We start from the raw sequence: 19161 nt of genomic DNA, 5'->3' as shown, positions 1-19161 counted from the left end.
TGCGCGAGGGGAAAGGGGTTCCGAACGGCCGCGGAATGCGCTTTGGCTAGGCCCAGCCCGCCCCGCAACCGGACCGGATCATGCAGACGAAGCTGTACGGCCGCCGGGCGCGGGGGCCCCTCGGACGACTGGTCGCCGGCTTCCGCGAGCGCAGCGGCGTCTTTCCGTCGGCCGGCGTCGGCCTGCCGCTGCCGGCGCGGACCGAGCAGTTCATCGAGTTCTACCTGGCTGAGCCCTACAGGGTGCGCGTGGACGGCGCCGCGCCCGAGCCGACCCCCGAGGCTGTGGTCGTCGGGCCGCAAACCTACCGCCGGGCCGAGATCAACTTCGCCGGCGAGGTGCTGACCTTCACGATCCATTTCCGGCCGACCGGCTTCCACCGGCTGTTCGGGATGGACATGCCCCAGCTGGTCAACCAGGCCGCGCCGCTGCGCGACGTTCTCGGCCCCTGCGGCGACGACCTTCGCTCGGCCGTGTTCGCGGCCCGCGATTTCCAGGAGCGGGCCGAGGCGGCTGAGGCCTGGCTCTACGGGCGACTGGACATCGCCAGGACCGGCGCGGCCGTGGACACGGCGGCCTGGTCCATCGTCCGGTTCGGCGGCGCCCCGCGGATCGCCGATCTGGCGGCAAGGCTGGACCTCAGCGAGCGGCAGTTCACCCGCGCCTTCACCGCCCGCGTCGGCATGGGGCCGAAGCTGTTCGGCCGCATCTCGCGCCTGCACGCCGTGCTGCGCGCGCAGGCGGCCGCTCCCGAGCGGGCCTGGACCGAGCTGGCCCTGGAAGCCGGCTACTTCGACCAGGCCCACTTCATCCGCGACTGCCGCCTGCTGGCCGGGGCGCCGCCGACGGCCCTGATCCGTGAGACGCCGTCGCTTCCGATGCTCAGCACGTCCGATTTTTCCAAGCCGCGTACGGCCTGATCGCGGCACACTCCGGCCAAGGAGTGACGCATGAGTACCGTCGAACGTCTCGCAAGAGCCTATGAAGCCGCCTGGAACGCCGCCGACATGACGGCGCTCGCGGCGCTGAACGCGCCCGAGGTCCATTGGGTCAACGTGGTTGGCATGCACTGGCAGGGCTTCGACGACGTCGCCCGGGCCCACGAGGTCTTCTGCCAGTCCATGTTCAAGGACGCCCCGATCCGCCTGGAGGCGATCGAGAGCGAGGTCGCGCTGCCGGGCGGCGCGCGGGTGGCCGTGATCCGCTGGGCCATGGCGGCCTTTCAGGCCCCTGACGGCCGGGCCTTCCCCGCCACCCGCAGCCGCATGACCCTGGTCCTCGTCCCGCGCGGCGACGACCTGACGATCGCCCACGGCGCCAACATCAACATCGATCCCCTCGCCGAGCCGCACGACCCGATCCGGGCCGGCTGAGTCCCCACAGCAAGGACAGACCCATGACGCCTCGAAGCCTCCGCGTTCTGCGGACGATGACGCTCGCCCTGACGCTGGCCGCCGCCGGACCGGTGCTGGCCGCGCCGCGCTATACGATCACCGAACTGCCGGCCTCGCAGCCTGGCGCCGCCAGCGCAGGGCTGCGCCTGAATCGGGACGGCACGGTGCTGGGCCGGGACGGCGACCGAACCGTGCTGTTCAAGTCGGGCGGCGTCGTCGACCTTACCCCCCTGGCCGGGCCGGGCGGCAGCGTCGGGGCGATCAACGACGCCGGCCATCTGGCCGGGGCGCGGGTGAACGGCTCGGGTGAGACGCGGGTGTTCCTCAACACCCCGGGCGGTACGACCAACTTCGGCTCGCTGGGCGACCCGGGCGAGACCGCCACGGACCTCAACAACAATGACGTCATAGCCGGCACGCTGACGCTCCGGAGCGGCGCCCGCCGCGCCGCCTATTGGAACGCAGGCGGGATCTATGACCTGGGGGTCCTGCCGGACGACCTCAGCAGCGAAGCCGTGGGGATCAACGACGCCGGCCAGATCGCCGGCAACAGCGGCATCCACGGGTTTATCTGGAAAGCCGGCTCCGGGATGACGGACATCGGCGCGCTGGGTGGGCCCGGGGCGGCGACCGTCGTGCAGGGCATCAACAACGCGGGCTGGCTGGCGGGCTTCTCCGAGCTGACGCCGCACGGCCGGGTCAGCGGCTTTGTCTACGACGGCCTGGTCATGAAGCCGATCGGAGACATCGGCCAGCTCTTCCCCTCGCTGAACAGCTTCGCCCGGGCGATCAACGCCGGCGGCGCCGTCGTCGGGGAGTCTCAGCGCGACGACGGGATCTTCTCGGCCTTCGTCTATCGCGAGGGCGCGACCTTCGAGCTGCAGTCCCTGATCGATCCGGTGCTCGGCTGGGATCTGCGCACAGCGCGCGACATCAACGACCGCGGCCAGATCACCGGCTTCGGCTTCGTGAACGGCCGACAGAGCGCCTACCTGCTGACCCCGATCGAGACCAGCGGCGCCGTCCCCGAACCCGGCGTGTGGGCGCTGATGATCCTGGGCTTCGGCGCGGCCGGCGCCAGCCTCCGCCGCCGCCGGCTGGCGGCCTGAGCCCACACAGCAAGGAGACATCCTGTGACGATCCAGCCCCTCCGCGCCCTGCGCACGATGACTCTCGCCCTGACTCTGGCCGCCGCCGGCGCGGGTCAGGCCGCGGCCGCGATCCTTTACACGATCACCGAGCTTCCGGCCTCGCAGGCCGGCGGGTCCAGCGTCGGCTACCGGATAAACAGCAGCGGGACCGTGCTGGGCTTCGACTCCGGACATGCGGCGCTGTTCGCGGGCGGCGGCGTCACCGACCTCAGCCCCCTGGCCGGGCCCAGCGGCCTCGTCCGTGGACTCAACGATGCGGGGTACGTCGTTGGGTATGGCCTTGGTGCGGGCGGCGGGGTGCGCGGGTTCCAGACCGACGCCACGGGGCTCATCCCGCTGCCGTCCCTCGGCTATCGCGTCGACGCGCCGGTGGACATGAACAACGCCGGCGTCGCCGCGGGCAGCATGATCACCCTCCAGGGCCATGAACACGCCGCGATCTGGACCTCCTCCAGCGTGCTCGACTTCGGCGTCATGCCGGGCCAGAGAAACGCGCGGGCTGTGGCGATCAACAACCTGGGCCAGGTGGCCGGCAACAGCGGCCCCCGAGGCTTCACCTGGACCGCTGCCGGGGGCTTCGTCGATATCGGCACGCTGGGCGGCGCCACGACCGTCACCGACATCAACGACAACGGCTGGGTCACCGGCCTCTCGGAACTCGTCCCCGGCGGCGCCACCAGCGCCTTCATCTACAACGGCGCCACGATGAGCGCCTTCGGCCCGATCGGGAAGGTCACGCCGTTCCTGTCGACCCAGCCCTGGGCGATCAATCGGGACGGCGTGGCGGTCGGGGTTTCCCAGCGCGACGACCGGTGGTTCACCGCCTTCGTCCGCCGCGACGGCGAGACCCTGGAGTTGCAGACGCTGATCGACCCGGCGCTGGGGTGGGAGCTGGCCGCCGCCTACGACATCAACGACGCAGGCCAGATCACGGGCGCCGGCTACGTGAACGGGCGGCAGAGCGCGTTCATCCTGACCCCGATCAAGACGACCGGCGCGGTTCCTGAGCCCGGGGCCTGGGCGCTGATGATCCTGGGCTTTGGCGCGGCCGGCGCCAGCCTCCGCCGGCGGCCCGTTGCGGCGTAGCCAAGCCCGCACTTTCAAGGAGACATCCCATGAGCATCCACCCGCTGAACGGGCTTCGGGCCGTCGCGCTCGCCTTAATCCTGGGCGCCGCCGGGGCGGGCCAGACCCTCGCGGCGCCCCTCTACACGATCAAGGAGCTGCCCGACTCGCAGCCGGGCGGCGTCAGCGCCGGGTACCGGATCAACAGTCACGGGGCGGTGCTGGGCTTCGACTCCAGAGGTCCGGCGCTGTTCGCCGGCGGAGGCGTCACCGACCTCAGCGGGCTGACGGTTCGGAACGGCGAAGTCCGCGCGCTGAACGATGCCGGACATGTGACGGGCTATCGACAGGTCGATACAGGCCAGTTCCGCGGGTTTGTCACCACCGACGCCGGCGTCGTGGCGCTGCCGTCGCTGGGCGGACGGTCCGATCAGCCGCGCGATCTGAACAATGCCGGCGTCGTGGTCGGCTCCATGCTCAATGGCGAAGGTCGTAGCCGCGCGGCGGTGTGGACGACGGATGGCGTGACGGACCTCGGCGTCCTTGCGGCGGGCCATCTGCACAGCTCGGCCACCGCGATCAACAACCGCGGCGAGGTGGCCGGGAACAGCGGCGGCCGCGGGTTCATCTGGTCGCAGGCGGAGGGCATGCGGGACATCGGGGACCTCGGCGGCTCGGTCGTCGTCACCAATCTCAACGACGCCGGTTGGGTGATCGGAATGGCGGATTACGGCGACGCCGGACCCACCGCCTACATCTACGACGGTATGACAATGACCCCCTTCGGACCGCTGGGCCGCGGCATGCCCTTTCTCCGGACGATACCCTGGGCGATCAATCTGGCGGGCGTCGTGGTCGGCGAGTCGCAGGACGACAACGGGGACTTCACGGCCTTCGTGCGTCGCGACGCGGAGATGCTGCAGTTGCAAACGCTGATCGACCCGGCGCTGGGGTGGGACCTGAGAGCGGCCTACGACATCAACGACGCGGGCCAGATCACGGGCGAGGGCTTCGTGAACGGCAAGCGCCGCGGCTTCGTCCTGACGCCGATCACCTCGACGGCCGCCGTGCCGGAACCCGGCGCCTGGGCCTTCATGATCCTGGGCTTCGGGCTGGTTGGCGCCGCGGCGCGGCGGCGGACGCGAGGCGCCGTCGCCGGGGCGGTTTGACCGGCTTTTCCATATCCGCTACCCGCATAGGTTGGCGTCGCCCTGAACCCCAGCCGTCCCCTTGGATCGACCGTCCGGCCTCGACGACACCTCACGCCGGGACTGGATCCGGGCCGAGCAGGTTCGCGCGCTTTATCGGGGAAGCCCGGTCGGCGTAACGCTGGGCGGCCTGGCGGCCATTACGCTGGCGGTGTTCCTGGCCCGTGACGGACGCATGGCCGCTGACGCGGCGACCGCCTTCTGCGCCATGACCATCGTGCTCGTGGGCGGCCACCATCTGCTGTGCGCCCGCTTTCGCCGGCGCCAGCCCGCCGACGCCGAATGGCGGCCCTGGGCGCTCGCCTTCACGGTCCTGACCGGCCTGCAGGGCGCCACCTGGATTCCCGGCGCCGTCTGGATGACCTCGCCCACCGACACGGCCCAGGCGGTGATCGTGCTGCTGGTGTCCGGCATGGTGGTTCTGGGCGCCCTGCCGGTGTTCAGCGCCTACCTGCCGGCCTATCTCGCGCTGGCGCTTCCCATCGTGACGCCGCAGCTGGTGGTGGGCCTCTTCCAGTCGTACCCGTTCCATGAGGCGCTCACGGTCCTGACACTCACGTTCCTGGTGGCGGCGCCTGCCCTGGCCGTGGTGGTGGGGCGCCAGTTCGTCAACGGCCTGGAGTTGCGCTTCGAGAACATCCGGCTGATCGAGGATCTGCGCCTGCAGCGCGAACGGGCCGACCAGGCCAACCGCGCCAAGTCCAGCTTCCTCGCCGCCGCCAGCCATGACCTGCGCCAGCCCGCCCACGCCCTTGGCCTTTTCGCCGGCGCCCTGAGCGAGCTGCGGCTGTCGCCGCAGGCGCGGCGGCTGGCGGACCACATCACGGGCTCAGTGCGCGCGCTGGACACCCTGTTCGCCGTGCTGCTGGACGTCTCCCGGCTCGACGCCGGAGTCGTCCAGACCCGGCCCGAGCCGCTGGCCCTCGGCCCGCTGCTCGCCCGCCTCGTCGTGGACTATGCGGCCCAGGCCGCCGTCAAGGGCGTCACCCTTCGGCTGGCGCCCACCTCGCTGGTGACGGTCAGCGACCCGGTCCTCCTGGAACAGGTGCTGCGGAACCTGATCTCCAATGCGGTGAAGTACACGGACGCGGGCGGCGTCGTGGTGGGTGCGCGGCGGCGGGGCGGCAAGGTGGCGATCGAGGTGTGGGACACCGGGCGCGGGATCGCGCCGGCTCACGCCGACGCGATCTTCGAGGAGTTCTACCAGGTCGATAATCCCGAGCGCGATCGCGAGAAGGGTCTGGGCCTGGGCCTGGCCATCGTGCGCCGCATCACCCAGCTGATCGAAGCCGACCTCGACGTCCGCTCGACGCCGGGCCGGGGCAGCGTCTTCCGCGTGACCCTGCCCCGGGGACGTCCGGAAGACCTTCCTGCTCCCGTCCCGCCGCCGATCGCCGTGGGCGCCTTGCGGACCGGCTTCATCGTGGTGGTCGACGACGAGGACGCGATCCAGCGGGCCATGGCGGCGCTCCTGACCCGTTGGGGCCACCGGGTGTTGGCGGCGGGCTCGGCCGCGGAGGCCCTGGCGCGACTGGGCGAAGACGCCACGCCCGACCTGATCATCTGCGACAGCCGGCTGCGGGGCGGCGAAACGGGAGTCGAGGCCCTCCGGCGGCTCCGCGCGGTTTGCGGCGCGGAGATCCCCGCCCTGCTGGTCACGGGGGATGCGACGGCCGCTGCGGCCGACAGCCCGAGCGATCTGGTGCTGCACAAGCCCGTGCCTCACGCCGTCCTGCGGGCGGCCATCGGCCAGCTGCTGCGCGACCGTCAGACGGCCTGACGCCAGGCGATCAGTCCCGAGCCAGGCGGGCCGCTTCGCTGCGGTTGGTGACGCCCAGCAGCCTGAAGATCGCGGTCAGGTGGGCCTTCACGGTCCCCTCCGTCACGCCCAGCCGGTAGGCGATCTCCTTGTTGGACACCCCGTCGCGGATCAGGGCCAGCACCGCCTGCTGCCGGGCGGTGAGGGCGTCCGCGGCGCCGGGGGCCGTGTGCGCCTCTGCGGCGGCCTGCGCCATGAACGGCGGAACATAGACCTCGCCCGACAACACCAGCCGGATCGCCGCCGCGAGGGTCGAGGCGTTGGCCGACTTGGCCACATAGCCCAGGGCGCCCAGGGCGAGGGCGGCGCGCACGTCGGACGGCGCCTCCGAAGACGAAACCACCATCAGCGGCGTCGCGGGATGGGCCGCCACGAATGACGCCACCGCGGACAGCCCCGCCGCATCGGGCATCGTCAGATCCATCAGCACCAGGCTGAGGTCGGCATGACCGGCTGCGAGCGAGAGGGCCGACGCGCAATCGGCCGCCTCCAGCACCGTCGCTTCCGGGGCCAGGCCGCGAAGAACGGCGCTCAGGCCCTCGCGCACGACCGCGTGATCGTCGACCACGAGGAACTTCATCGCGCTGCCCTTCCAGAGTCGCGGCGGCGCATGTCCAGGCCCGTTAGAGGGCGCTACTCGGCGGCGACCTGGGTGATGCCGATCTTGGGCGACAGCTCGCCCGAGGCATAGCGCTTGGCCATGGCCGAGAGCGGGATCGCCTTGATCGACGAGGCGTGGCCGGCGGTGCCGAACTCCTCGAAGCGCTGGATGCAGACCTTGCGCATCGCTTCCTTGGCGGGCTTCAGGTAGCTGCGCGGGTCGAACTCGCCGGGCTTCTCGACGAACACCTGACGGATGGCCGCGGTGATGGCCATGCGGTTGTCGGTGTCGATGTTGATCTTGCGCACGCCGTGCTTGATGCCGCGCTGGATCTCTTCGACCGGCACGCCCCAGGTCTGGGGCATCTCGCCGCCGTACTTGTTGATCAGGTCCTGCAGGTCCTGCGGCACCGAGGACGAGCCGTGCATCACCAGGTGGGTGTTGGGCAGGCGGCGGTGGATTTCCTCGATCACGTTCATGGCCAGGACGTCGCCGTCGGGCTTGCGCGTGAACTTGTAGGCGCCGTGGCTGGTGCCCATGGCGATGGCCAGGGCGTCGACCTGGGTGGCCTTCACGAAGTCCACGGCCTGGTCCGGATCGGTCAGCAGCTGGTCGTGGCCCAGCTTGCCCTCGAAGCCGTGGCCGTCTTCCTTCTCGCCCATGCCGGTCTCGAGGCTGCCCAGTACGCCCAGCTCGCCCTCGACCGAGGCGCCGACCCAGTGGGCCATGTCGACGACGTTCTTGGTGACCTTGACGTTGTAGTCGTAGTCGGCCGGCGTCTTGCCGTCGGCCTTCAGCGAGCCGTCCATCATCACCGAGGTGAAGCCGTACTGGATCGCAGTGGCGCAGGTGGCTTCGTTGTTGCCGTGGTCCTGGTGCATGCAGATCGGGATGTGCGGGTACATCTCGGCCATGGCGTCGATGAGGTGCTTCAGCACCACGTCGTTGGCGTAGGACCGCGCGCCGCGCGAGGCTTGCATGATCACCGGCGAGTCGGTGGCCTCCGCGGCCTCCATGATCGCCAGCGCCTGTTCCATGTTGTTGATGTTGAACGCCGGCACGCCGTAGCCGTGCTCGGCCGCGTGATCCAGGAGCTGTCGAAGCGTGATGCGAGCCATTTCAGATCCCAACCTGTCTCTTACCGGGCCAGAGCGGCCACCCCGGGCAGCTCCTTGCCTTCCATCCATTCAAGAAACGCGCCGCCCGCAGTCGATACGAACGTGAAGTCCGAAGAGACGCCGGCCGCGTTGAGGGCCGCCACGGTATCACCGCCGCCCGCCACCGCCACCAGCTTCCCGGCCTTGGCCAGAGCGGCCGCGTGCTTCGCCGATTCAACCGTGGCCTTGTCGAACGGTTCCACCTCGAAGACGCCGAAGGGGCCGTTCCAGATCAGGGTCTTGGCCGCATCCATCGCCGCCAGCACCTGGGCCAGGGCCTTGGGGCCAATGTCGAAGATTTTCTCGTCGGCCGGGACGCCCGCGGCCAGGTCGATCGTGCGGTTCGGGGCGTTGGGGGCCAGATCCTTCGCCACCACCACGTCCACCGGCAGGAGGACCTTGCAGCCCGAGGCCTCGGCCTTCTTGAGGATTTCGCGGGCGGTGTCGGCCATCTCCTTTTCGCACAGCGACCCGCCGACCTCGGCGCCCTGCGCGTAGCAGAAGGTGTTGGCCATGCCGCCGCCGATGGCGAGGTAGTCCAGCTTGCCGACCAGGTTGTTCAGGAGGTCGAGCTTGGTCGACACCTTGGCGCCGCCGACGATGCCCAGCACCGGCCGCTGCGGATTGCCGAGCGCCGCGTCCAGCGCCTCCAGCTCCTTGCGCATCTGCTCGCCGGCGTAGGCGGGCAGCAGGCGGGCCAGGCCTTCGGTGGAGGCGTGCGCCCGGTGGGCGGCCGAGAAGGCGTCGTTGACGAAGAGGTCGCCATTGGCCGCCAGCGCCTGGGCGAAGTCGGCCTCGTTCTTCTCTTCGCCCGCGTGATAGCGGACGTTTTCCAGAAGCAGGACGTCGCCGTCCCTCATGGCCGCCACGGCTTTCGCCGCATCGTCGCCCACGCAATCGTCGGCGAAGGTCACGGTCGCGCCGACCAGCTTGCTGAGCGGGCCGACGACGGGCTTCAGGCTCATCTCGGGGACGCGCTTGCCCTTGGGCCGGTCGAAGTGCGCCAAAAGGATGGTCTTGGCGCCACCCTTGCGCAGCTTCTCGATCGTCGGCAGCGCGGCGCGCAGGCGGGTGTCGTCAGACACCTGCCCGTCGGCCATCGGCACGTTGAAGTCCACACGAACCAGGGCGCGCCGGCCCTGCAGATCGGCGTCGTCGAGGGTTCGGAAGGTCATCGTCGTCTCTTAGATCAGCGACGCCATGTGGACGGCGGTGTCGCTCATCCGGGTCGAGAAGCCCCACTCGTTGTCGTACCAGCTGAGGACGCGGCCGAGGCCGCCGTCGATCACCTGGGTCTGGGGCAGGGCCACCGTCGAGCTGGCGGGGTTGTGGTTGAAGTCGATCGAGACCAGCGGGTCCTTGGTAACCGCCAGCACGCCCTTCAGCGCGCCGTTGGCGGCGGCTTCGAGGGCCGCGTTGATCTCGGCCGCGGTCACCGACTTGCCGGGGACGAACTTCAGGTCGACCACGGAGACGTTCGGGGTCGGCACGCGGATCGAGCTGCCGTCCAGCTTGCCGGCCAGGGCCGGGATCACCAGGCCCAGGGCCTTGGCGGCGCCGGTGGAGGTCGGGATCATCGACATGGCCGCGGCGCGGGCGCGGTAGAGGTCGCTGTGCAGGGTGTCCAGCGTGGGCTGGTCGCCCGTGTAGGAGTGGATCGTGGTCATGTAGCCACGCTCGATGCCGCACAGCTCCTGCAGCACGTGGGCCACCGGGGCCAGGCAGTTGGTGGTGCACGACGCGTTCGAGATGATCACGTCGTCCTTGGTCAGCGTGCTGTGGTTCACGCCGTAGACGATGGTCTTGTCGACGTTCGTGCCCGGGGCCGAGATGATCACCCGCTTGGCGCCGGCGTCCAGGTGGGCCTGGGCCTTTTCCTTGCTGGTGAAGATGCCGGTGCACTCAAGCGCGATGTCGACGCCCAGGTCCTTGTGCGGGAGCTTGGAGGGGTCCCGCTCGGCGGTGACCTTGATGCGGCCGTGGCCCGCCACCTCGATGTAGTCGCCGTCGACCTTCACCTCGGCCGGGAAGCGGCCATGCACGCTGTCGTAGCGAAGCAGGTGGGCGTTGGTCTCGACCGGGCCCAGGTCGTTGATGGCGACCACCTGGATGTCCTTGCGGCCGTGTTCCACGATCGAGCGCAGGACCAGGCGGCCGATGCGACCGAAACCGTTGATGGCGACGCGGACAGCCATGAGGCGGAGCTCCTTCGAATTTTTGTGTGGCCGGGTTCTTGAGGCGCGAACCCGCGGAGTCAACCCCTGCTCTCCCATAGAGAGCGCGTGGATGACCTTGCGGCGCGGGTGTGCAAGTCCGGCGCCGCGACATGTGTGCCGGTTCGGCGCCCGGTGTGGGGCTACCGACGGGCGGTCGCGGCCAGGGTGGCGACTTCTGTGCGGGTGAGGCGGCGGATATCGCCCACGCGACACTGCTTGGCGCCCGCGGGCGTCGTGACGGCGACCACGGCGCGATCGCCCTCGCAGACCAGGCGGCCGCCGGCCCTCACGCTCAGCTTTTCCGCCGTGTTCAGCGCCTCGCAGCCGTCCGCCAGCGCCATGCCGTAGACCTCGCCGGTCCGGGCCTGGACGTACAGGATGCGGTCGCCGGCGCGGTTCACGCCGGTCAGGGTCTTGCCGTCGAAGCAGCGGCCGGGGTGCGTGTCGGTGTCGGCGGGCCGGTAGGGGCTGTTCGAGAAGCTGAGGACGTTGGGCGGCGTGCCGCTGTCGGGCACGGGTGGGGCTGCCGGGGCGTCCTGGGTGGCGGCCGGGAGGGCGGTGAGGGTGAGCGTGGCCGCGGCGGCGATCAGCAGCGTCTTCACGGGCATCCCTCCGCGATGGTCAGGCCGGCTTGCGGCGCATGGCGCGCTGCTGAAGCAGCACGACCGTGGCGAAAAGCCCCGTCACGCCGAAGATAGCCCACGCCATCTGGTCGATGTCGACCGTAATTGCGGCCATGAGGATCACCAGACCCGCGGCCACGCCGGCCCAGCCGATCCGCAGCATGCCCCGCGTCCAGACGGCGGCGTCGGGCGCGCGCGGGCCGGTCGGCGGACTGGTCTTGGCCGCGAAGTTGCCGACCACCATGAAGAAGACGCCGGTCAGGGCCTCGATGGCGCGGATCTGGATGCTGTCCTTCGGGATGAACCCCACGATCGAGCCCGCCATCCAGGCCTGCACGCCGACGGCCAGGGCGGCGGCCGCCATCAGCGTGATTTCGTTGTAGCGGCGGGTGTCGGGGGCGGCGGTGAGGCCAGGCCGGGCCATCTTGCGCGCCTCCAGCCAGGCGCCCGTCGCCAGCCACAGGGGCATGAAGAAGGCCGCGAACGTGCCCACGTACCAGCGCCCGCTGGGCGCGTCAGAGACCGTCTGCCAGCGCCAGACGGCGACCGCGATGGCGAGCAACAGCATCTCGACGACGGCGGCCATGAGGACGAGTTTCAGCGTACGGCTCATCAGGCGCTCTCCTCTCTGGGTTTGTCTAGCGCGGGCTGTGCGGCCGCGGCCGGGAAGCCGATGCCGAACGAGTCGGCGAAGGCCAGCAGCGCGTCCTCCAGCACCGACAGGCGCAGGCGATAGGTGATGGTCTTGCCCTGCTTGTCGGCGGCGATGAGGTCGGCTTCGCGCAGGACGGCGAAGTGGGCCGACATGGTGGCCTTGGCGACCGGGAAATGGTCGGCCAGCTCGCCCGCCGACATCGGCCGCTCCCGCAGGAGCTGCAGCACCCGGCGGCGGGTCGGATCGGACAGGGCTTTGAACACGCGGTTCATGGACGACATTTAGCTAAACATCGAAATGAAAGTCAAGCGTCCGCGCCTCGTCGATTTTCCCGCCGGGGTCCCTTGCAACCCGACGCGGCGCGCCTACCTCAGCGTCGCGGGCCGGGCCCCTCTGGCGATCGATGGCGATCGCGATGTCGGACCGCACGAGGTGCGATCTGGGTCCGGCATAGTTGGTCCGCGGTTTTTCCGCTCGGCCCCAGGCGCGCCTCCAACACGGAGGAGCACCATGATCAACCAACGCAAACTGTGGCGTCTTCGCGAAGAGCATCGCTGGCTGGAAAGCCGTATCCGGCAGGAACTGCGCCGTCCGCAGCCTGACGCCTACGTCGTGCTCGACCTGAAGCGCCGCAAATTGCGGGTCAAGGACGAGATCTTCCTCGCAGAGGCGGGGCTGGTTCCCGTCCGCGCCTGATCTGGACCGCCAGCCCGGGCCCGCACTGACCCGGACGTCCCCGCGGGCCCGGGCGCACCTCCTGAGGAAAATTTATGATGGAACTGCTCGCGGCGCCCCTTATGGGGACGCCCGTTTGGATGTGGGCGGCCTTCGCCGGCCTCGTCGTCATCCTTCTCGCCTTCGACCTGGGCGTCCTGCACCGCAATCATCGCGAGATCGGCGTGCGCGAAAGCCTGCTGATGTCGGCGGGCTACCTGGCCCTGGGCCTGGGCTTCGGCGGCTGGGTCTGGAGCCAGCTCGGCGATCAGTCGGGTCTCGAGTACGTCACCGGCTTTCTGATCGAGAAGAGCCTGGCGCTCGACAACGTCTTCGTCATCGCCACCATCTTCGCGGCCTTCGCGGTGCCCGCGGCCTACCAGCACCGCGTGCTGTTCTGGGGCGTGCTGGGCGTGATCGTCCTGCGGGGCGTCATGATCGGCCTGGGCGCGGCGCTGGTGTCCAGCTTCGAGTGGGTGCTGTGGATCTTCGCGGCGTTCCTCATCGTGATGGGCGCCAAGATGTTCGTCGCCAAGGCGACGCCGTCCGACCCGCGCGAGAACCCGGTCTATCGCTGGTTCGCCGCCCGCGTGCGGCTCACCGACGGCCTGCGCGAGGAGCGGTTCTTCGTGCGCGAGCCGGACGCCACGGGCCGCCGCGTCCTCTGGGCCACGCCGCTGTTCGCGGCCCTGGTCATGGTCGAGCTGGCCGACGTGGTGTTCGCGGTGGACTCGGTGCCCGCGATCTTCGCGATCACGACCGATCCCTACATCGTCTACACGTCCAACATCTTCGCGATCCTGGGCCTGCGGGCGCTGTACTTCGCGCTGGCCGCCATCGTCTCGCGGTTCGCCTACCTCAAGAAGGCGCTGGCGCTGCTGCTCGTCTTCATCGGCGGCAAGGTGTTCGTCGCCGCAGCGATGGGCTGGGAGAAATTCCCCGCCCACATCTCGCTGGCGGTCACCGGCGCACTGTTGGCGGGCGGCGTCGCCTACTCGATCTGGCGGACGCGGGGCGTCAGCCCGCGACCGGCCTGACCTTGGCGGCGGCTTCGCGGGCGCGTTCGCGGGCCTGTTCGATGTCGTGGGCGCGGGCCAGGGCGACGCCCATGCGGCGTCGCTCGAAGCTCTCGGGCTTGCCGAACAGGCGCAGGTCCGCGCCCGGGACGCTGAGGGCCTCGGCCACGCCCTCGAAGGCGATGCCCTTGGCGTCCATGCCGCCATAGATCACCGCGCTGGCGCCCGGTTCGCGTTGGGTGACGTCGGTGGGCAGGCCCAGGATGGCGCGGGCGTGCAGGGCGAACTCGGACTGGTACTGCGTGACCAGGGTGACGAGGCCGGTGTCGTGCGGGCGGGGGCTGACCTCCGAGAACCACACCTCATCGCCCTTCACGAACAGTTCGACGCCGAAGAGCCCCAGGCCGCCAAGGCTGTCGGTGACCGCCTTGGCGATGTCGCGGGATTTGGCCAGCGCCTGGGCCGACATCGGCTGGGGCTGCCAGCTCTCGACGTAGTCGCCCTTGACCTGGCGATGGCCGATGGGGGCGCAGAAGCTGGTCTCGACGACGCCGTTCGCCATCGAGCGGACGGTGAGCTGGGTGATCTCGAAGTCGAAGTCCACGCGGCCCTCGACGATCACCCGCGGCTGCTCGACCCGGCCGCCTTCCAGGGCATAGCGCCAGGCCGCCGCGATCTGGTTGGGGCTCTCAACGTAGGACTGGCCCTTGCCTGAGCTGCTCATCACCGGCTTCACGAAGCAGGGGAAGCCGGTCACCTCGGCGGCGGCCTTGGCCAGTTCGGCCTCGGTCGAGGCGAAGGCGTAGGCGCTGGTGGGCAATCCCAGCTCCTCGGCGGCCAGGCGGCGGATGCCCTCGCGGTTCATGGTGAGCTGGGCGGCGCGGGCGGTGGGGATGCACACCGCCAGACCGTCCGCCTCGATCCGGGCCAGCTCGTCGGTCGCGATGGCCTCGATCTCGGGAACGATGAAGTGCGGGCGTTCCAGCTCGACGACGGTGCGCAGAGCCGCCGCATCGGTCATGGCTAGCACGTGACTGCGGTGGGCCACCTGCATGCCCGGCGCATCGGGGTAGCGGTCGCAGGCGATGACCTCGCAGCCCAGGCGCTGCAGCTCGATGACCACCTCCTTGCCGAGTTCCCCCGAGCCCAGGAGCATCACGCGGACGGCGGTGGGCGAGTTGGGGGTGCCGAGGCGGGTCATCGGTCTCTCCACATCAAGAACGTCATGGCCGGGCTTGTCCCGGCCACCCAGAAGCGCCGTCGTCAGCCCAAGGCCCGCGGCGGCGCCGTCCAGGACTTCCACCATCGCTTGCGTATCTGGGTCCCCGGGACAAGCCCGGGGATGACGATCCGAAGGGGTGGGCTCTTACAGCTTGGCCTTGGCCGCCGCCGCCACGGCCTCGGCGGTGATGCCGAAGTGGGCGTAGAGGGCCTTGTCCGTCCCGCTGGCGCCGAAGCCGGTCATGCCGATGAAGGCGCCGTCCGAGCCGATGAAGCGGTCCCAGCCCAGGCGCACGCCGGCCTCGACGGCCACCCGGACGTCGGTCTCGCCGATGACGGCGGCCTGGTAGTCGGCCGGCTGCGCCTCGAACAGCTCGAAGCAGGGGACCGAGACCACGCGCGTTCCGATGTCCTGCGCTTCCAGCAGGTCGCGGGCGGCCAGCGCGATCGGCACTTCCGTGCCCGAGGCGAAGATCGTCACCTGGGCGGGCTTGGAGGCGCCGACGAGCTGGTAGGCGCCGCGCGCCGACTGGTTCTCACCCGCGTCGCCGCGGACGCCGGCAGTCTTCTGGCGCGACAGCGCCAGGACGGACGGCGTGGTCTTGGCTTCCAGGGCCAGCTTCCAGCACTCGGCGGTCTCCACCGCGTCGGCGGGGCGGAAGACGTAGAGGTTGGGCATGGCGCGCAGGGACGCCACATGCTCGACCGGCTGGTGGGTCGGGCCGTCCTCGCCCAGGCCGATGGAATCGTGGGTGCCCACGAAGATGCTGCGAACGCCCATCAGCGCCGACAGGCGGATGGCCGGCCGGGCGTAGTCCGAGAACACCAGGAAGGTGCCGCCGTAGGGGATCACCCCGCCGTGCAGGGCCATGCCGTTCATCGCCGCGGCCATGCCGAATTCGCGCACGCCATAGTTCACATAGCGGCCGGCGTAGTCGGGAGCGTCGAAGATCTGGGTGTTCTTGACGAAGGTGTTGTTCGAGCCGGTGAGGTCGGCCGATCCGCCCACCATCTCGGGGATCGAGCCGAAGATCTGCTCCAGCACCGCGCCCGAGTGGACGCGGGTGGCGGCGGCGGTCTTCTCGGCGGCGGCCTTGGCGGCGAAGGCGTCGAGGGCGGCGAAGGCGCCCTTCGGCAGGTCGCCCTTCATGGCGCGCTCGAAGTCGGCCTTCAGCGGCGAGGCGGCCAGGCGGGCCTCCCACGCCTTGCGGGCCTTGGCGCCCTTGCGGCCCGCGGCGCGCCAGGGCTTCAGGACCTCGTCGGGAACCACGAAGGGCTCGTAGGGCCAGTTGAGCGCCATGCGTGTGGCCGCGACCTCGTCCTTGCCCAGGGCCGCACCGTGGACCTTGTGGGTGCCGCCCATGTTGGGGGCGCCCTTGCCGATCACGGTCTTGCAGGCGATCAGCGACGGCCGGTCCTGCTTGACGGCCCAGGCGAGCGCGCGGCGGATCTGGCCCTCGTCGTGGCCGTCGATCCGCTTGGTCACCCAGCCAGCGGCCTTGAAGCGGGCGATCTGGTCGGTGGAGTCCGAAATACCGACGTGGCCGTCGATGGTGATGTCGTTGTCGTCCCAGAGGACGGTGAGCTTGGCGAGCTTCAGGCGGCCGGCGAGGCTGATCGCCTCGTGGCTGACACCCTCCATCAGGCAGCCGTCGCCGGCCACCACCCAGGTCCGGTGGTCGACGAGGTCGGCGCCGAAGCGGGCGGCCAGCTTGCGTTCGGCGATGGCCATGCCGACTGCGGTGGCCAGGCCCTGGCCCAGCGGGCCGGTGGTGGTCTCGACGCCGGGGGTGTGGCCGAACTCGGGGTGGCCCGGCGTGTTCGAGCCCAGCTTGCGGAAGTCCCGCAGGCTCTGCATCGGCACGGCCTTCACGCCGGTCAGGTGCAGCAGGCTGTAGAGCAGCATCGAGCCGTGCCCGGCCGAGAGCACGAAGCGGTCGCGGTCGGCCCAGTCAGGCTTCGCGGCTTCGTACTTCATGAACTTGGTCCAGAGCACCGTGGCGACGTCGGCCATGCCCATCGGCATCCCGGGGTGTCCGCAGGTGGCTGCCTCGACCGCGTCGAGGGAGAGCATGCGGATGGCGTTGGCCATGAGCTGGGTCGGCGCGGGCATGGGCGGCTTTTCTGAGTCTCTGTCTTCCGAGGAATTGCGGGCCGCCTCGCATGCGAGGGGCAGGGGGTCAAGAACGGGGTCAAGAAATGGCCCCAGCACTTCGTGAGACTCACTGGCGCAGGTATACGGGTCGAGACGGCCATCGGAGGATCGCATGAACCCTGGCGAGAGCGCCCTGGACCTGGCGGCCAAGCGGCTGGAGAACGCGCTGCACGTGCTGGAGCAGCGCCTGGCCCAGCGGCTGAAGGCGGCGAGCGACGACGCGGGCGGTCTGTTCGACCATGACCGCTCGATGCTGGCGGCCGAGCTGGACGCCGCCCGGGCCCGAGAACGCGAGCTGGAAGAGGCCGGGGCCCAGGCCTCGGAGGCGCTGGGCCGGGCGATCCAGGAAATCCGCACGGCCCTGAACGGCCAGACGCAGGAGGCTTAGACGCGATGGCTCAGATCAACATCGACGTGAACGGCCGCCCCTACGCCGTCGGCTGCGAGGACGGGCAGGAGCATCATCTGCAGGAACTGGCCAAGATCTTCGACCACCAGGTCCGCCAGGTGAGCCAGGACATGGGCCAGCTGGGCGACACGCGGCTGTTCCTGATGGGGGCGCTGCTGCTGGCCGACGAACTGCTGGATGCGAAGAACCGGCTGGCCGCGCTGCAAGTCGAGGTGGGCCGGCTGCAGGCCGACCGCGCGCGCCTGGAGACGAAGGCGGTGAGTGCGCTGGAAGGCGCGGCGATCAAGATCGAGAAGCTGGCGGCTGCGGGGTAATCCCTGCCCTTCAAGGGCGGGACGCGCGTCGCATCCGCTTCACCAGCTTGCCCAACGCCGGGATCAGCTCACGCTCTTCCGCGCGGCGATAGTCGTGGTCGGCCGGCAGGGCCTCCACCAGCCGGCGGTGGGCGGTTCCCAGGTTGTGGTAGGGCAGGCGCGGCATCAGGTGGTGCAGGGCGTGGTAGCGCAGGCCCACGGGCGCCCAGAGGAACGGCAGCAGCGCCGGCGGCGGCACGTTCACCGAATCCAGGAACTGATCCAGCGGGGCCATGACCTCGCCGTCGTTGTCCCAGCGGTGGGCGACCGCCGTGCGCACCTGATTCAGGAACGTCATCAGGCTGAAGATCACGGCGGCGGTCAGGAACACGCGCAGCGGCGCGACGCCGCTGATCGTGAGCCCGACCAGGGTCCAGCACCACAGCCAGGCGGCGATCTCCTGGGCCAGCCAGGGGGCGCGGTTGGCGCGGTCGAAGTCGTCGCGCGAGAAGTGAGTGTTGATCACCATCCCCGACGCCTTGGCGATGGTGAAGCGACGCACGGCCGGGATCAGGAAGCCCAGCGGCGCCAGCACGCCGAAGCGCAGCAGCGTGCCGACGGGCGCCAGGAGCGCGATGCCCAGGAACACCGCCAGCTCGTGCAGGGGGCGCCGCGCCAGCGGGTGGTATTCCGGGTCGCGGGCCGTGCCGTATCGGTCCTTGGCGTGGTGCAGGATGTGGACGCCCTCGTACAGCAGCGACGGCGTCAGCCAGGGCACGCCGATCAGGACGTTCCACGCGAAGTGGAAGCCCGGCACGTCGTCGCGCTTCAGGTGGGTCAGCTCGTGGATGAAGCTGATGCCGCGGTAGAGGCCCAGGATCGCGACCAGACCGGCCACGACGGTCCAGCCGGGCTGGGCGGCGGTCGCGGCGATCGCGAACGCCAGCCAGGTGACGGCGGCGGTGACGACGAGGTCCAGCCAATAGACCTTGGGATCGGCCCGCGTGAGGTCGCGGGCGATGTCATTGGCCTGGCGGGCCAGGCTCTGCCCGGCCCGTTCACGGGCCTGAATGTCAGCGTGTGCGTTCAAGGGCCCCGATGTAAGGCGAAGCCGGCCGTCGCCCAAGGGGGAATGCGGAAATGCCGCGCTCAGCCGTCGGCGTACGCCGCCCGTTCGAAGGCTTCGAAGGTAGACAGCATGGCCGGGTCGGCGAACGGGAGGAACTGGGCGCAAAGGATGCCCGCCACGCCGCTCGCCGGGTCGGCCCAGTAGTAGCAGTTGGCGAGACCGGCCCAGGCCAGGCTTCCGGCGCGGCGGCCGCCGGGTACGTCGGCCTCGTTGCGCAGGAAGCCCAGGGTGTGGGTCGTGGGCGTTCCGGGCAACGGGCGGAAGTCATGGCTGATCGGCGGAGCGGCGGTCTTGATCTCGCCGGCGGGCCGGTCGCTGTCGGCCTCGCGGAGCCA

The 19161-nt window shown here is 70.2% G+C and carries 21 protein-coding genes; 10 read left to right on the top strand and 11 right to left on the bottom strand.

Annotation, left to right across the window (positions count from 1 at the left end; translation table 11 throughout):
- Positions 1–80 precede the first annotated feature (80 nt).
- From EPN98_RS18025 to EPN98_RS18000, 6 genes are all read left to right on the top strand, one after another.
- Entirely contained in the window at positions 81–920 is an 840-nt protein-coding gene (locus EPN98_RS18025) for a helix-turn-helix domain-containing protein (RefSeq protein ID WP_293364309.1), read from the top strand.
- A gap of 30 nt (positions 921–950) precedes the next feature.
- Positions 951–1373: an SgcJ/EcaC family oxidoreductase gene (locus EPN98_RS18020; protein ID WP_293364308.1), complete on the top strand. Its 423-nt coding sequence runs from the start codon at positions 951–953 to the stop codon at positions 1371–1373.
- A gap of 23 nt (positions 1374–1396) precedes the next feature.
- Positions 1397–2503 carry a PEPxxWA-CTERM sorting domain-containing protein gene (locus tag EPN98_RS18015; RefSeq protein ID WP_293364307.1) on the top strand — a complete coding sequence of 369 codons (1107 nt, stop codon included), beginning with the start codon at positions 1397–1399 and terminating at the stop codon, positions 2501–2503.
- A gap of 24 nt (positions 2504–2527) precedes the next feature.
- A complete protein-coding gene (locus tag EPN98_RS18010; protein ID WP_293364306.1) occupies positions 2528–3631 on the top strand; it encodes a PEPxxWA-CTERM sorting domain-containing protein in 1104 nt (367 codons plus the stop codon).
- Between the two features lie 29 nt (positions 3632–3660).
- Positions 3661–4779: a PEPxxWA-CTERM sorting domain-containing protein gene (locus EPN98_RS18005; RefSeq protein ID WP_293364305.1), complete on the top strand. Its 1119-nt coding sequence runs from the start codon at positions 3661–3663 to the stop codon at positions 4777–4779.
- A gap of 61 nt (positions 4780–4840) precedes the next feature.
- Positions 4841–6598, top strand: coding sequence for a hybrid sensor histidine kinase/response regulator (locus EPN98_RS18000; RefSeq protein WP_293364304.1), 1758 nt, complete (start codon positions 4841–4843; stop codon positions 6596–6598).
- Positions 6599–6608: 10 nt separating this feature from the next.
- Here EPN98_RS18000 and EPN98_RS17995 read toward each other — a convergent pair whose 3' ends face one another.
- From EPN98_RS17995 to EPN98_RS17965, 7 genes are all read right to left on the bottom strand, one after another.
- Entirely contained in the window at positions 6609–7217 is a 609-nt protein-coding gene (locus EPN98_RS17995) for a response regulator transcription factor (RefSeq protein WP_293364303.1), read from the bottom strand.
- 53 nt (positions 7218–7270) lie between these two features.
- Positions 7271–8356 carry a class II fructose-bisphosphate aldolase gene (fba, locus tag EPN98_RS17990; RefSeq protein ID WP_293364302.1) on the bottom strand — a complete coding sequence of 362 codons (1086 nt, stop codon included), beginning with the start codon at positions 8354–8356 and terminating at the stop codon, positions 7271–7273.
- Between the two features lie 20 nt (positions 8357–8376).
- Complete coding sequence (locus EPN98_RS17985; RefSeq protein ID WP_293364301.1) at positions 8377–9570, bottom strand: phosphoglycerate kinase; 1194 nt, start codon at positions 9568–9570, stop codon at positions 8377–8379.
- A 9-nt stretch (positions 9571–9579) separates the two neighbouring features.
- Complete coding sequence (gap, locus tag EPN98_RS17980) at positions 9580–10590, bottom strand: type I glyceraldehyde-3-phosphate dehydrogenase (protein ID WP_293364300.1); 1011 nt, start codon at positions 10588–10590, stop codon at positions 9580–9582.
- A gap of 161 nt (positions 10591–10751) precedes the next feature.
- A complete protein-coding gene (locus EPN98_RS17975; RefSeq protein WP_293364299.1) occupies positions 10752–11213 on the bottom strand; it encodes a DUF6491 family protein in 462 nt (153 codons plus the stop codon).
- A 19-nt stretch (positions 11214–11232) separates the two neighbouring features.
- The gene (locus tag EPN98_RS17970) at positions 11233–11847 is read right to left on the bottom strand and encodes a hypothetical protein (RefSeq protein WP_293364298.1); all 615 of its coding nucleotides are present in this window, start codon (positions 11845–11847) and stop codon (positions 11233–11235) included.
- A complete protein-coding gene (locus EPN98_RS17965; RefSeq protein WP_293364297.1) occupies positions 11847–12161 on the bottom strand; it encodes an autorepressor SdpR family transcription factor in 315 nt (104 codons plus the stop codon). Before EPN98_RS17965 ends, EPN98_RS17970 begins: the two co-directional genes overlap by 1 nt.
- A gap of 238 nt (positions 12162–12399) precedes the next feature.
- Here EPN98_RS17965 and EPN98_RS17960 point away from each other — a divergent pair, with 238 nt between their 5' ends.
- Together EPN98_RS17960 and EPN98_RS17955 are read left to right on the top strand one after the other, a co-directional pair.
- Entirely contained in the window at positions 12400–12585 is a 186-nt protein-coding gene (locus EPN98_RS17960; protein WP_293364296.1) for a YdcH family protein, read from the top strand.
- Between the two features lie 77 nt (positions 12586–12662).
- A complete protein-coding gene (locus EPN98_RS17955) occupies positions 12663–13640 on the top strand; it encodes a TerC family protein (protein ID WP_293364295.1) in 978 nt (325 codons plus the stop codon).
- On the opposite strand, the gene purT is transcribed toward EPN98_RS17955, so the two are convergent.
- Together purT and tkt are read right to left on the bottom strand one after the other, a co-directional pair.
- Entirely contained in the window at positions 13621–14820 is a 1200-nt protein-coding gene (gene purT / locus EPN98_RS17950; RefSeq protein WP_293364294.1) for a formate-dependent phosphoribosylglycinamide formyltransferase, read from the bottom strand. The genes EPN98_RS17955 and purT overlap by 20 nt on opposite strands.
- Before the next feature lie 165 nt (positions 14821–14985).
- Complete coding sequence (gene tkt / locus EPN98_RS17945) at positions 14986–16953, bottom strand: transketolase (RefSeq protein ID WP_293364293.1); 1968 nt, start codon at positions 16951–16953, stop codon at positions 14986–14988.
- A gap of 154 nt (positions 16954–17107) precedes the next feature.
- Here tkt and EPN98_RS17940 point away from each other — a divergent pair, with 154 nt between their 5' ends.
- Positions 17108–17383, top strand: a complete 276-nt coding sequence (locus EPN98_RS17940) for a DUF4164 family protein (protein WP_293364292.1) — start codon at positions 17108–17110, stop codon at positions 17381–17383.
- A 5-nt stretch (positions 17384–17388) separates the two neighbouring features.
- The gene (gene zapA / locus EPN98_RS17935) at positions 17389–17718 is read left to right on the top strand and encodes a cell division protein ZapA (protein WP_293364291.1); all 330 of its coding nucleotides are present in this window, start codon (positions 17389–17391) and stop codon (positions 17716–17718) included.
- Positions 17719–17728: 10 nt separating this feature from the next.
- Here zapA and EPN98_RS17930 read toward each other — a convergent pair whose 3' ends face one another.
- Both EPN98_RS17930 and EPN98_RS17925 read right to left on the bottom strand, forming a co-directional pair.
- Positions 17729–18787: a fatty acid desaturase gene (locus EPN98_RS17930; RefSeq protein WP_293364290.1), complete on the bottom strand. Its 1059-nt coding sequence runs from the start codon at positions 18785–18787 to the stop codon at positions 17729–17731.
- 59 nt (positions 18788–18846) lie between these two features.
- Positions 18847–19161: hypothetical protein (locus EPN98_RS17925; RefSeq protein ID WP_293364289.1), on the bottom strand; the 315-nt coding region annotated here is incomplete at its 5' end.

This window comes from Phenylobacterium sp. (genome assembly GCF_004299445.1).
Classification (GTDB): domain Bacteria; phylum Pseudomonadota; class Alphaproteobacteria; order Caulobacterales; family Caulobacteraceae; genus Phenylobacterium.
This window is presented reverse-complemented; position numbering and strand designations above follow the sequence as displayed.